Below are 13400 nucleotides of genomic sequence, written 5' to 3' on the forward strand. Positions count from 1 at the left end.
CGAAATAACATTATATGAATTCATATACTATTTGTCGCTTGATCGATTGAATGAGTGCCTGGCCTCCAGGCACCGCAGAAGGAGCGCCGATGACCCCGACCCCCATGCCCCCACGCGCCACCACCCAGGCCTTCTTCGATCCCGCGACGGGCACGGTGTCCTACGTGGTCTGGGACCGTGCGATGAAGCGCGCCGCCGTCATCGACCCGGTGCTCGACTACGACTTCCGCTCCGGCCACACCGACACCGCCTCGGCCGACCGCCTGCTGGCGTACGTGCGCGCGCAGGCCCTGCAGGTCGACTGGATCCTGGAAACCCACGCGCACGCCGACCACCTCTCGGGCGCGCGCCATGTGCAGTCGCAGGCCGGCGGGCGCATCGCCATCGGCGAGCACATCCGCACGGTGCAGGCCACCTTTCGCAGCCTCTACAACCTGGAACGCGACTTCCTGCCCGACGGCAGCCAGTTCGACCACCTGTTCAAGGACGGCGAGCGCTTTCACATCGGCGAGATCGAGGCGCAGGCCCTGCGCGTGCCCGGCCACACGCCGGCCGACATGGCCTACCTCGTGGACGACGCGGTCTTCGTCGGCGACACGCTGTTCATGCCCGACCTGGGCAGCGCGCGCGCCGACTTTCCGGGCGGCGACGCGCGCGAGCTCTACCGCTCGATGCGCCGGCTGCTCGCGCTGCCGCCCGAGACCACCGTGTACGTCTGCCACGACTACCCGCCCGCCACGCGCGAGCCGTGCTGGCAGAGCACGGTGGCGCAGCAGCGCGCCCACAACATCCACGTGCGGGACGGCATCGGCGAAGACGAGTTCGTGCGCATGCGCACCGCACGCGACGCCACGCTCGAGGTGCCGACGCTGATCCTGCCGTCGATGCAGGTCAACGTGCGCGGCGGCCGCCTGCCACCGCCCGACGACAACGGCGTGGCCTACCTGCGCATTCCGCTGAACACGCTGCCGGGCCACCGCCCGCGTGCCACGCCGGGCTGAGGGCGCAGTGAACTAGCGCCGCCGCTCCACATACGGCCGCGCCTGCAGCAGCACGATCTTGTCGCCCACGGTCGCCCACTCGATGTCCTGGTCGACCGCGTTGAAGGTGCGCTTCACCGCTGCGCCCACGTTGGCGAGCCGCACCACCAGCTCGTCGGTCAGCACGTGGCGGCCGACTTCCACGGGCACTTCCTTCACGCCGCCGTCCTTGTCCAGCTGCAGCGCCGTCTCTTCGGCCGAGCGGCTGAGCACCTGGATGGCCTTGGACCAGCTCGAGTACATCACCTGCTCCGCCACGCGCTTGCCCTCGACCACGCGGATGCCGATGCCGCGCTTGGCCGAGATGTAAGTGACGTGCGTATGCCCCGCGTCGAAGGGGTCGCGCGTGATCATCACGCCGGCGTTGGTCGAGTCGATGGCGGTCTGCACGAACACGCCCATCAGCACCGATTCGGCGCCGAAGCCCGCGGCGCTGCGCGCCTCCCAGGCCTCGGGGTTGAACACCGAAGCCCAGACCTTCTTCACCGCGAGCTCGAGCGCGTCGCCGGTCTTCACGTTGGGCACCGTGGTGTAGAGCCCCGCGCCGCTGAAGCCCGGCAGGTCTTCCGAGTTGGACGAGCTGCGCACGAACACGCCGCCACCGCCCAGCTGCGCCTGCCACGCCGCGCGCCAGGCCGCCGCGGTGGCGGGCTCGACGGGCCATTGCACGATCTCGTCGCGCAACTGCGCCAGCGCCTTCTGCCGCACCTGCGGGTCGCCCGCGAAGCCGGGCTGCTGCTGCATGCGCGCGATGCGCTCGGCCAGCCCGTTCGATCGCATGAAGCGGTCGTAGTGCGCGAACGGAATGCAGAAGCCGTCGGGCACGGTGGTCGAGGGAATGCGCGCGGCCAGCACCGCGCCGAGGTTGGCCGCCTTCGAGCCGCATTGCACGCTGTGGCGCGCGCGCAGCGAGGCCAGGGGCAGCAGGCGCGTTTCGCGCAGGTCCGGCTTCGCGGCCTTGCTGCCGGGCAGCGCGCCGGTGGCGGCGGCACGCACGGCGCGCGGCGGCAGCGCGGCGATTTCTTCCGGCGAGAGGCGGCGCAGCTGGTAGCCCGAGGCCGCCACCTTCAGCGCCACCCACTGGCCCGCATGCGCCTTCAACACCGTGGCGGCATCGCGCACGTAGGCGTTCGGAATGCCCCAGCCCTTGGCCAGCAGGTTGACGTGCGACAGCGCCGTGGACGGCCGCTCGGTGAGCACACCGGCCACCGGCGGCAGGTTGATCGGCACCTCGCGCAGCACGGCGATGTCGTCGGGCAACAGCGCGTTCAGGCCCGAGGCGTCGTTCACGATGCGCACGCGGCCCGTGGCGGTGCCCATGTTCATCGGCAGGTAGGGCTGCTCGCGGATCAGCGCCTCCTGGCTCACGAAGTCGATGCCGGCCTCCTTCGCGATGCGCTCGTGCAGCGTGGAGTTGGTCTTGAACTTCACCGGTGCGAAGAAGCTGGCCTTCACCTGTGCCTCGGCCTCGCGCAGCAGCGGCACCGTGAGCCGGTCGCCTTCCCAGAACTCGTAGGTGAAGGTGCCGACGTTCTGCTGCCAGCTCAGCGTGCCGAACAGGAAGCGGCGGTCGGGCACGAGGTAGTTGCGGTCGATCTCGCGCTTGACCGTGTTCGGCGTGAGCCGCGTGTCGCGCAAAAAGCGCACATGCAGCTGGAAGCGCGGCGTGTCGATGTAGTGCATGCGCGCCGGTTTGGCCTGCCGGTCGATCGCGAACAGCACGTGGGCCAGCTGCATCGGCGTGCCGGCGTCGTAGACGCGCGCCAGCGTGTCGAAATCGCCCTGGCTGCGCAGCGCCGGCAGCGAGGCGGGCACGGCGGGGCGCGGCACGAGCTGCGCGGCGGGCCCTTCGGGCTGCGGCTGGTTCTGCTGCTGGTAGTACGAGGGCTTGCGCGCGAGCTGTGCACCGGCCGGTGCGGGCGCGACGGCCATCGCGCACAGCGCCAGGACCGGCAGCCACGCCAGTGCCGCGCCGTCCTTTTTCTTCTGCCTGTTGGAATCGTTCTTCATGGGCTCCTCCTTCATTGCCGACAAGCGCGGATTCTCGCTGGCGGCCCGCCCCTTTTTTCGCGCGTCGGCCGCGCTACGCCGCCTGCGTCGACTGCCCGCATTGCGCGCAGAACTTCGCGCCGGGCGCCAGCGCCGTGCCGCACTGCCGGCAGGCCGCGGGCAGCATCGACGTGCCGCATTGCTGGCAGAAGCGCGCACCGGCCGTGTTCACCGCGCGGCAGGCCGGGCAGGCGCTGCCGCCGGGTGGCGGCGGCGGTGCGTCGCGGCCATACCCATGGCCGCCTTGCGAGCCATGGTGCCCGCCGCCACCGCCGTGGCGCGCGCCGCCATGTCTACCGAAGAGTCGTTCCAGCATGCCCATGTGTTTCTCCCTTGCGTCGTGCAACAGGCCAGTGGCAACGTCGCCGATGGCGATGAATTCCCGCGGGCCTGACTGCAGTGGATTCCCTGAAGCAGCTTCAGGGTCAAGCGCCCCCCGACAAAGACCCTCGCAGGCCGCGGTGCTTCACGGCCATGCCCGCGCGCGAAGCGCCGCCATCGCCCCGCCGCTACAGTCGGCCGCAAGGAGCGTCTTTCACATGCAACCATTCGATTTCGACCTCTTCGTCATTGGCGGCGGCAGCGGCGGCGTGCGCGCCGCGCGCATGGCGGCGCAGACCGGCGCGCGCGTCGCGCTGGCCGAGGCCGCCGAGCTCGGCGGCACCTGCGTCAACGTGGGCTGCATCCCGAAGAAGCTCTACAGCTATGCGGCCGGCTATGCCGAGTCGTTCGAGGAAGCCGAAGGCTACGGCTGGAAGCTGCCTGCGGCGCCGCAGTTCGACTGGGCGCACCTCAAAGCCCAGCGCGCCAAGGAGATCAGCCGGCTCAACGGCATCTACGGCTCGCTGCTGAAGAACTCGGGCGTCACGCTCGTCACCGGCTGGGCCCAGCTGGTCGATGCGCACACGGTGGAAATCGAAGGCAAGCGCCACACCGCGCGCCACCTGCTGGTGGCCACCGGCGGCACGCCCTTCGTGCCCGAGATTCCAGGCCGCGAACACATCGTGACCTCCGACGCGATGTTCGACCTCGACCCGTTCCCCAAGCGCCTGCTGGTGGTGGGCGGCGGCTACATCGCCTGCGAGTTCGCATCGATCTTCAACGGCCTGGGTTCCAAGGTGACGCAGCTGCACCGCCGCGCCCACCTGCTCACCGGCTTCGACGACGACGTGCGCCAGTTTCTGGCCAACGAGATGGGCAAGGCCGGCGTCGACGTGCGCTTGAACTGCGAGGCCTCGTCCATCGCGCGCGGCCCCGACGGCCTCGTGGTCACGCTCGCGCGCGGCCAGCAGATCGAGGCCGACACCGTGCTCTTCGCCACCGGCCGCGTGCCCAACACGCAGGGCCTCGGCCTCGAGGCGGCCGGCGTGAAGCTCGACGACAAGGGCGCCATCGCGGTCGATGCGCACTACCGCACCTCGGTGCCGTCGATCTACGCGGTGGGCGACGTGTCGACCCGCGTGCAGCTCACACCCGTGGCGCTGGCCGAGGCGATGGTGGTGGTCGACGCGCTGTTCGGCAAGGGCAAGCGCGGCATGGACTACGAGTTCATTCCCACCGCCGTGTTCACCCACCCCAACATCGGCACCTGCGGCTACAGCGAGATCGACGCCCGCGCGAAGTTCGGCGAGGTCACCGTGTTCTCGAGTGAGTTCAAGTCGCTGCGCCACACCCTCTCGGGCCGCAGCGAGCGCACCTTCATGAAGCTCGTGGTCGACAAGAAGAGCGACCGCGTGGTGGGCCTGCACATGGTGGGCGCGGACGCGGGTGAAGTCGTGCAGGGCTTTGCGGTGGCGATGCGCGCGGGTGCGACGAAGGCGCTGTTCGACAGCACCATCGGCATCCATCCGACGGCTGCCGAAGAGTTCGTGACGATGCGCGAACCGATGCCGGGATAAAGGCTCACCCCCAGTCTTCGCGCACTTCGTGTCGCTTCGCCAACCCCCTACCGGGGGCAACACCAGCGGCCCGGCAAAGCCGGTTCCGCGGTGTTCCGCGCGAAGACGTCATCAACGAGGCTGTTGTTTTCCTTCGAGCAGCTTCACCATCACGAACAACACCCGGTTCGCCGGCGTCGGCACGCCCAGTGCCTCGCCGCGCCGCACGACCAGCCCGTTGAGGTGGTCGATCTCGCTGCGCTTGCCGCGTGCAAGGTCCTGCGCGGTCGACGAGTACTGCGAGGGCATCGACTGCGCGATGCCGCGCACCGCCGCGTCGACGTCGCCCGGAATCACCACGCCTTCGGCCTTCGCCACCGCGAGGCATTCGGCGACCACGTCGCGGATCACGTCCGTCACGCCCGTGCCCTGCACGAGCTCGCCGTAGGGCAGCTGCGACACGGCCGACAGTGCGTTGTAGGCGCAGTTGAGCACCAGCTTGGCCCACAGCGCGCCGCGCACGTTGTCGGAAATCTGCGTGGGCACGCCGGCCGCGATCAGGGCCTGCGCGACCTCGTCGCTGCGGCGCGAAGGCGCGATCACCAGCTCGCCGCGGCCGTGGTGCTTCACATGGCCCGGCCCCGCCATCTCGGTCGCCACGTAGACCACGGCGGCGGCCACGTCGTGCGACGGCAGCGCCGCGCGCACGCGCGCGTCGTTGTCGACACCGTTCTGCAGCGTGAGCACCAGCGCGCCGGGCGCGAGGTGCGGCTGGATCTGCGCGGCCGCCGACTCGGTGTCGGTGGACTTCACGCAGAACAGCACGAGGTCGGCGCCCTGCACGGCGCCCGCTTCGGTGCTGGCCTCGAGGCGCACCTGTTCATCGAAGGCCTTGGTCTCCAGCCGCAGGTCGCTTGCGCGCACCGCCTCCACATGCGAGGGCCGGCCGATCAGCACGACCTCGTGGCCCGCGCGCGCCAGCATGGCGCCGTAGTAACAACCGACTGCGCCGGCTCCCATGACTGCGACTTTCATTCCTTCACCTTCCTGCATTCGTTCAGCGGAAACCATCGAGGTTAATCACTTCGCGCCCGGTGCGCCGGAGCGCACGCCGATGCACGACACCGCCGCGCGGCGACCGCCCACGCGTCACGCCCGCATTGCACAATGACGGCATGCCCTACATGCCCACCTTTGTCGCTCCCGCCCGCTTCACCGACGCCGCCGAGGCGCTCGACCAGGTCAAAGCCATCTACCAGGGCGGCCTGGCCCACCTGCGCGAATCGATGCTGCGCTTTGTCGCCGGCGAGGCGCTGCCGGGCCGGGTGCGGGCCTGCTACCCGTTCGTGCGGGTGCACACGCACACCGTCTCGCGCCACACGCCGCCGGCCAACGCCGGCCTGAGCTACGGCTTCGTGGCCGGCCCCGGCCGCTACGAGACCACGCTGACGCGGCCCGACCTGTTCTCGCGCTACTACCTCGACCAGTTCCGCCTGCTGCTGGAAAACCACCAGGTCGAGATCGAGGTGGGCACCAGCACGCAGCCCATTCCGATCCACTTCTCGTTCGCCGAGAACGACCACATCGAAGGCACGATGAGCGCCGAGCGCCGCGCCCTCATGCGCGACGTGTTCGACCTGCCCGACCTGGGCGCCATGGACGACGGCATTGCCAACGGCACCTTCGAGGCGCTGCCCGGCGAGCCGCAGCCGCTGTCGCTGTTCACGGCGGCGCGCGTCGACTACTCGCTGCACCGCCTGCGCCACTACACGGGCACGGCGCCCGAGTGGTTCCAGAACTTCGTGCTGTTCACCAACTACCAGTTCTACATCGACGAGTTCGTGCGCCTGGGCCACGAGGCCATGGCCGACGAAAACAGCGAGTACATCGCCTTCATCGAGCCCGGCAACGTGATCACGCGCCGGCGCGGGCTGGCCGCCGGCCACAGCGACACCTTCGCCCACCTGCTGGACGGCAGCCAGGGCACTGCGCCGCCGCGCCTGCCGCAGATGCCGGCCTACCACCTGGTGCGCGAGGACTACAGCGGCATCACCATGACCAACATCGGCGTCGGCCCGGCCAACGCCAAGACCATCACCGACCACATCGCCGTGCTGCGCCCGCACGCCTGGATGATGCTGGGCCACTGCGCGGGCCTGCGCAACACGCAGCAGCTGGGCGACTACGTGCTGGCCCACGCCTACGTGCGCGAGGACCACGTGCTCGACGAGGAACTGCCGCTGTGGGTGCCGATTCCGGCGCTGTCGGAGATCCAGCTGGCGCTCGAGCAGGCGGTGGCCGACGTCACGAAGTGCGAAGGCCCCGACCTGAAGACCATCATGCGCACCGGCACCGTGGCCAGCACCGACAACCGCAACTGGGAGCTGCTGCCCGGCAACCAGCCGCAGCGCCGCTTCAGCCAGAGCCGCGCCGTGGCGCTGGACATGGAAAGCGCGACCATCGCGGCCAACGGCTTCCGCTTCCGGGTGCCCTACGGCACGCTGCTGTGCGTGAGCGACAAGCCGCTGCACGGCGAGATCAAGCTGCCCGGCATGGCCAACCACTTCTACCGCGAACGCGTGGAACAGCACCTGCGCATCGGCATGCGCGCCATCGAGATCCTGCGCCAAGAAGGCACGACCCGGCTGCACAGCCGCAAGCTGCGAAGCTTCGCGGAAGTGGCTTTCCAGTAGGCTCCGACGCCTTTCGCCCCTCTTTCCCCCTCAGGGTTTCTCCCTGTGCGGGCGAGGGCGTGTTTGCCTTGTTTCGCGGACATCATTGGCTGTCACGTACACAACTGGAAACACGATGCGCCCGTCTTCGCCGCCTGCTGCCGCCGCCCTTCCCCTGTCCCGCCGCCGCTTCGGCACCTGGCTGGCAGCCTCGGCCGCTGCCGCCGGTGCGGGCCAGGCCGCGCTGTGGGCCGGCAACGCCCGCGCGGCCGACGCGCCGCTGAGCAGCAAGCTGCGCATCGTCATTCCCGCCAACGAAGGCGGCGGCTGGGACCAGACCGGCCGCGCCCTCGGCGCCGCCCTGCTGGCCTCGGGCGCCGTGGGCACCGTCACCTACGAGAACATCGGCGGCAAGGGCGGCACCATCGGGCTGGCCAAATACGTCGAGAAGTACGACGCCGACCCCGAGGCGCTGCTGGTCAGCGGCATGGTGATGGTCGGCGCGGTGGCGCTGCAAAAGCCCGCCGTCACGCTGGCGCACGTCTCGCCCGTGGCGCGCCTGACCAGCGACTACGAGGTGGTCGCCGTCAAGGCCGACTCGCCCATCAAGACCCCCAAGGACCTCGTCGCCCAGCTGCGCGCCGATGCCGCCAACACCGTCATCGCGGGCGGCTCGGCCGGCGGCGTGGACCACATGTTCGCCGGCATGCTGGCGCGCGTGGCCGGCGCCTCGGCGTCGCTGAACTACCAGCCGCACCCGGGCGGCGCGCAGGTGGTCGAAGCACTCGAGACGGGCAAGGCGGCGGTCGGCATCTCGGGCTACAGCGAGTTCGCCGAGAACATCGCCAACGGCAAGCTGCGCGCCATCGGCGTGTCGTCCAAGCACCCGTTCCAGGGGATCGCCTCGGTGCGCCAGCAGGGCGTGGACGCCGACCTGGCCAACTGGCGCGGCGTGATGACCGGCAAGAAGGTGCCGCCCTACCGCCGCGGCCAGCTGCTCGAGGCGGTGCAACGCGCCACCACGCACGACCTCTGGCAGAAGACCATCAAGCGCAACAACTGGGACCCGTACTGGATGGCGGGCAAGGACTTCGAGAGCTTTCTCGAACTCGACACCGCCATGGCGGGCCCGCTGATCTATCTGCTCAAACTCAAGGCCTGAGCGCCTTCGCCCTCAGGCAAACAACTCCGGCATCTCCCGCTGCGCCTTCGGCGTGAGCGTGAGCGCGCGCCCGTCGAGTTCCTGCCGCACCCAGCCGCGCCGCAGCGACAGCTGCAGCCACGCGGCGCCGAGCGCGCCGCCCAGGTGCGGGCGACGTTCGCTCCAGTCGAGACAGGCGCAGGCGAAACGGCGGCGCGAGCGGCTCACGGCGTCGACCTCGACGCCCAGGCTCTCCAGCGCGATGGCGCCATCGGGCGTGAGTTCGTACGAGCCGCTCGCCAGGCCGCTGAGCCAGCCCTGCGCATGCAGCCGGTCGTGCAGCGCGACGCCCGCGGTGCCGGCCATGTGGTCGTAGCAGGTGCGGGCGCTGCGCAGGCGGCTCGGCGTGTTGGGCTGGAAGGCGGTGGCCGCGGGGCGCGGCGCGCCGGCCACGACCATGAGGCTTTCTAGCGCGGCGGCCACGTCATCGCTGGCCAGGCGGAAGTAGCGGTGCTTGCCCTGCACGAGCACCTCGACCAGCCGTTCTTCCTTCAGGCGCGCGAGGTGCGCGCTCGCGGTCGAGGCGGCCACCTCGGCCACGGTGGCCAGCTCGGTCGCGGTGCGGGCGTGGCCGTCCATCAGGCAGTTCAGCATGCGGGCGCGCGCCGGTTCGGCGATGGCGCCGGCGAGGCGGGCGAGCTGGAAGTCGGAAGCGGTGGTGTCGTCCATGCGGGCATCCTAAGGCGGCGGCGCATCCCACACTTCGTTCGCGGCCGAAGTGTGTCGGCGGCGGCGAACGCACACTGCGCGCCATGAACACCGCCGCGCTCACCCACCACCCCGCCGATCCGGTCGCCGCCGCCACGCATGCCGACCCGTACCCGTACTACGCCACGCTGCGCGACGGCCCGCCGCTCGCGTGGCACGAAGGCTTGCGCGTGTGGGTCGCGAGCCGCGCCGATGTCGTCATGCAGGTGCTGCAGGCCCACGGCGCGCTACGCGTGCGCCCCGCCGCCGAGCCCGTACCGCGCGCGATCGTGGGCAGCCCGGCGGGCGAGGTGTTCGGCCACCTCGTGCGCATGAACGACGGCCCGGCGCACCAGGCGCACCGGCCGGCGTTGCAGCGCGCGCTGGCCGGGCTCGACCTGCAGGCGGCGCACGCCGCCGCGCTCGACGTGGCGCGGCAGCTGCCCGCGCAGGCGCCGCTGTCCGACGCGCTGTTTTCGCTGCCCGTGCGGGCGATGGCGCACCTGCTTGGTTTCGACGGTGCGACCTTGCCGCAGGTGGACCGCTGGATGCGCGACTTCGTCGCCTGCCTCTCGCCGCTGTCGAACGCCGACCAGCTGCAAGCGGCGAGCGTGGCGGCCGGCGCGCTGATGAACCGCTTCGAAACCCTGAGCGCGAGCGCCTCGCCGCGCGACGGCACGCTGCTGGCGGCGGTGCTGGCCGAAAGCACGGCGAGCGCGCCGCTCTCGCGCGCGCTGCTGGCGAACCTCGTGGGCCTGCTCTCGCAGACCTGCGACGCCACGGCGGGCCTGCTGGGCAACAGCCTGGTCGCACTGGCGCGCGAGCCTGCGCTGCGCTCGCTGGCGCGCACGCGCGACGGGCTGCTCGCCATCGTCGAGGAGACGTCGCGCCACGACCCGTCGGTGCAGAACACGCGCCGCTTCGCGATCGAGCCCGTCGAGATCGCCGGCACCTCGCTGGCGGCGGGCGATGCGATGCTGGTGCTGCTGGCCTCGGCGCACCGCGACCCGGCGTTCAACCCCGAGCCCGACCGCTTCATGCCCGTGCGTGCGCAGCGCCGCGTGCTTGGTTTCGGCCATGGCCTGCATGCGTGTCCGGGGCAGGCGCTGGCCTGCACGCTGGCTGCGGCGGGCCTCGAGGCGCTGCTGCGTCAACAACGCGCACCCGATCTCGATGCGCTCAGCTGGCACTACCGGCCGTCGGTCAACGGGCGCATTCCCGTCTTCGACTAGTCAGTGCGCGGCCCAGCGCCCCGTGCCCGCCAGGTGCGGCGACAACGCGGCCTCGCCCCAGCGCAGCGGCAGTGCGGCCGGACGGCGCAACGCGCGCGTGACGTGGAAGCGCATCAGCCGCTCCGCGCCCTCGAACGCCGCCACCTCGGGGCCGTCCGTGACGATCTCTGCCGTGGCACTCAGGTGCAACAACTCACCTGTGTCGAAATCGACGAACAGCAGGCCCGCGCGCGGATGCGCCTGCAGGTTGCCGAGCGTGTTGAAGAAGCGGTTGCCGTTGAAATCGGGCACCGTGAGCACGCCGCCCGCATCGACACGCACGAAGCCCGGCCGACCGCCGCGGTGCGACACGTCGACGCCGTGCGAGCGCGCATCGGCCGCGTCGCCCACCGCCACCGCATCGGGATACGCCGTGGCGATGAACAGCGTGTCGGCCGCGCCGATGAGCCGCTCGGCCGCGAGGTCGAGCGTGTCGAGCCACTGCACGGCGGGCTCGTTGGCCGGCGGCGCGGCGAACACCGGCTCGCGCGCCTGGATGTAGCGCGGGCAGTTGCCGAAACTCTGCTGCACCTCGACCATGAAGCCCGCCGCGTCGAGCGCCTCGACCGTGCCGTTCATGCGGTTGCGCCGCCGCGTGTGCGGCTGGATGCCCAGCAGCCCCAGCGTGGCGCCGGGCGCAAGCTGGGCCGCGAGCGGATCGCCGGCACCCGGCAGCGCGTCGATGCGCAGGTGCGTCGCGTCGGGCGAGTGCGCAAAACCGGCCGGCGCGGCGAGCATGCTGGCCCACGGCTGCAGCTCGGCGTCGAGGCTGCCGACCACGAGGAACGGCAGTAGCGAAAAGAACTCGCGGTGCTGGTCGGGCATGTAGTCGCGGATCACGCGCGGGCCCACCGCCTCCATCTGCTCGCGCGAGCCCACGAGCGATTGCAGCGCGCGCTCGCCGGCGTGGAAGGGCGCGGCGATCATGACGCCACCGCCAGGCCTACTGACGAACGCACCATCGGCACGAACCCGGGCAAGGCTTCCACGCGCGCCAGCCAGGCGCGCAGCTGCGGATAGGCGTCGAGCGACACGCTGCCCTCGGGCGCATGGGCCACGTAGGCGTAGTTCGCGATGTCGGCCAGCGTGGCCGACGGGCCCGCGAGGAAGGGCTGCTCGGACAGGCAGGTCTCCATCACCGAGAGCAGCGCGTGCGAGCGCTTGACGGTCTCGGTGCGGTCGGCGTCCACGCCGAACAGCACCATGATGCGCGCCGCCGCCGGGCCGTAGGCCAGCGGGCCGGCTGCCACCGAAAACCAGCGCTGCACGCGCGCCGCGCCCACCGGGTCGCGCGGCATCCAGCGCGCCGGGTCGGGGGCATAGCGTTCGTTGAGGTACACGAGGATGGCGTTGGAGTCGGCCAGCGTGACCTCGCCGTCCTCGATCACCGGCACCTGGCCGAAGGGGTTGCGCGCCAGGAACTCCGGCGTGCGGTGCTCGCGCTGGCGCAGGTTGAGCTCGACGATCTCGAAGGGCAGGCCCAGCACCGAGAGGAAGAAGCGCACACGGTGCACGTGGCCCGAGATGGCGCTGCCGAAGAGCTGGATGGGCTGGGCGGGCTGACGGGCGGTGGTGCTGTTCTCGGTCATGAAGAGTCCTTCGGGTGGGTATGGCCTCGATTCTTCTCTCTTCCACCAAATGAATGAATAGCCTTTACCGGATTTGACTGCTGCGTTTTCCGGTTTAATCGCGCCATGGATCGTTTCAAGGCCATGCAGACCTTCGTGCAGATTGCCGACCAGGGCAGCCTGACCCGCGCCGCCGAGGCGCTCGGCAGTTCGCTGCCCGCCGTGGTGCGCGCGCTCGCCGCGCTCGAGGCGCATCTGGGCGTGCGCCTGTTTCACCGCACGACGCGGCGCCTGTCGCTCACCGAGGAGGGTCGCCACTACCTGCCGAGCGCGCGCGAGGTGCTGCTCGCGGCCGACGCCGCCGACCAGGCGCTGAAGGCCGAGGCGCGCGAACCCGCGGGGCAGCTGGTCATCACCGCGCCGGTGCTGTTCGGCCACATGTACGTGGCGCCGGCCATCGTGCGTTTCATGCAGCGCCACGAGAAGGTGCGCTGCAGCGTGCGGCTGCACGACCGCACGGTGAATTTGCTCGAAGAAGGCATCGACGTCGGCATCCGCATCAGCCCGCTCGAAGACTCGTCGCTGGTGGCGCAGACGCTGGGCACCATCCGCCGCGTGGTGGCGGCCAGCCCCGCCTTCCTGGCGCAGCACGGCGTGCCACGCCATCCGCGCGACCTGGCGGGCGCGCCCTGCGTGCGCGGACGCATCGATGCGCCGGCCCAATGGGCGTTCCGCGACGGCGGCAAGACCGTGCACGTGACGCCTGACAACCGCCTGGAGTTCAACCACCTCGCGCCCGCCATCGAGGCCTGCGCCGCCGGCATGGGCTTCGGCACTTTCTTCTCCTACCAGGTGCTGCCGCACGTGGCGCAGGGCCGGCTGCAGCTGGTGCTCGAAGACTACGAGCCGGCGCCCCGGCCCGTGAGCGTGATCTACCCGAATGCGCGGCTGCTGCCGGCGCGCACGCGGGCCTTCATCGAGTGGATGAAAAGCGAGTTCAGCGGGCTGCGCATGTAGCTGCTGCGCCAATCGGCC

The 13400-nt window shown here is 70.7% G+C and carries 12 protein-coding genes; 6 read left to right on the forward strand and 6 right to left on the reverse strand.

The window, feature by feature from the left end:
* Positions 1-89 precede the first annotated feature (89 nt).
* On the forward strand, positions 90-1001 hold the full coding sequence (locus FFI97_RS30795; protein WP_139700451.1) for an MBL fold metallo-hydrolase: 912 nt from the start codon (positions 90-92) through the stop codon (positions 999-1001).
* 12 nt (positions 1002-1013) lie between these two features.
* Here the strand turns inward: FFI97_RS30795 and FFI97_RS30800 are convergent, their stop codons facing one another.
* Both FFI97_RS30800 and FFI97_RS30805 read right to left on the reverse strand, forming a co-directional pair.
* A complete protein-coding gene (locus FFI97_RS30800; protein WP_139700452.1) occupies positions 1014-3050 on the reverse strand; it encodes a PEP/pyruvate-binding domain-containing protein in 2037 nt (678 codons plus the stop codon).
* A gap of 73 nt (positions 3051-3123) precedes the next feature.
* On the reverse strand, positions 3124-3405 hold the full coding sequence (locus FFI97_RS30805; RefSeq protein WP_313906310.1) for a double zinc ribbon domain-containing protein: 282 nt from the start codon (positions 3403-3405) through the stop codon (positions 3124-3126).
* 223 nt (positions 3406-3628) lie between these two features.
* On the opposite strand from FFI97_RS30805, the gene gorA reads away from it, so the two are divergent.
* Positions 3629-4987 (forward strand): glutathione-disulfide reductase, encoded by a 1359-nt coding sequence (gene gorA, locus FFI97_RS30810; RefSeq protein WP_139700454.1) that lies wholly within the window; start codon positions 3629-3631, stop codon positions 4985-4987.
* Positions 4988-5098: 111 nt separating this feature from the next.
* Here the strand turns inward: gorA and FFI97_RS30815 are convergent, their stop codons facing one another.
* Positions 5099-6001 carry a ketopantoate reductase family protein gene (locus FFI97_RS30815; RefSeq protein WP_144004549.1) on the reverse strand — a complete coding sequence of 301 codons (903 nt, stop codon included), beginning with the start codon at positions 5999-6001 and terminating at the stop codon, positions 5099-5101.
* 140 nt (positions 6002-6141) lie between these two features.
* Between FFI97_RS30815 and FFI97_RS30820 the strand changes: the two genes are divergently transcribed.
* Complete coding sequence (locus tag FFI97_RS30820; protein WP_062481401.1) at positions 6142-7659, forward strand: AMP nucleosidase; 1518 nt, start codon at positions 6142-6144, stop codon at positions 7657-7659.
* A 115-nt stretch (positions 7660-7774) separates the two neighbouring features.
* A complete protein-coding gene (locus tag FFI97_RS30825) occupies positions 7775-8800 on the forward strand; it encodes a tripartite tricarboxylate transporter substrate-binding protein (protein WP_167395071.1) in 1026 nt (341 codons plus the stop codon).
* A 12-nt stretch (positions 8801-8812) separates the two neighbouring features.
* Here FFI97_RS30825 and FFI97_RS30830 read toward each other — a convergent pair whose 3' ends face one another.
* Positions 8813-9508: an ArsR/SmtB family transcription factor gene (locus FFI97_RS30830; RefSeq protein ID WP_139700455.1), complete on the reverse strand. Its 696-nt coding sequence runs from the start codon at positions 9506-9508 to the stop codon at positions 8813-8815.
* Between the two features lie 83 nt (positions 9509-9591).
* Between FFI97_RS30830 and FFI97_RS30835 the strand changes: the two genes are divergently transcribed.
* Positions 9592-10758 carry a cytochrome P450 gene (locus tag FFI97_RS30835; protein WP_144004550.1) on the forward strand — a complete coding sequence of 389 codons (1167 nt, stop codon included), beginning with the start codon at positions 9592-9594 and terminating at the stop codon, positions 10756-10758.
* Here the strand turns inward: FFI97_RS30835 and FFI97_RS30840 are convergent, their stop codons facing one another.
* Together FFI97_RS30840 and FFI97_RS30845 are read right to left on the reverse strand one after the other, a co-directional pair.
* On the reverse strand, positions 10759-11724 hold the full coding sequence (locus FFI97_RS30840) for a pyridoxamine 5'-phosphate oxidase family protein (protein ID WP_139700457.1): 966 nt from the start codon (positions 11722-11724) through the stop codon (positions 10759-10761).
* On the reverse strand, positions 11721-12386 hold the full coding sequence (locus tag FFI97_RS30845; RefSeq protein WP_139700458.1) for a glutathione S-transferase family protein: 666 nt from the start codon (positions 12384-12386) through the stop codon (positions 11721-11723). The genes FFI97_RS30840 and FFI97_RS30845 overlap by 4 nt, the downstream gene beginning before the upstream one ends.
* Before the next feature lie 105 nt (positions 12387-12491).
* Here FFI97_RS30845 and FFI97_RS30850 point away from each other — a divergent pair, with 105 nt between their 5' ends.
* Positions 12492-13382 (forward strand): LysR family transcriptional regulator, encoded by an 891-nt coding sequence (locus FFI97_RS30850; RefSeq protein ID WP_139700459.1) that lies wholly within the window; start codon positions 12492-12494, stop codon positions 13380-13382.
* Positions 13383-13400 lie beyond the last annotated feature (18 nt).

This window comes from Variovorax sp. KBS0712, from assembly GCF_006323185.2.
Classification (GTDB): domain Bacteria; phylum Pseudomonadota; class Gammaproteobacteria; order Burkholderiales; family Burkholderiaceae_C; genus Variovorax; species Variovorax boronicumulans.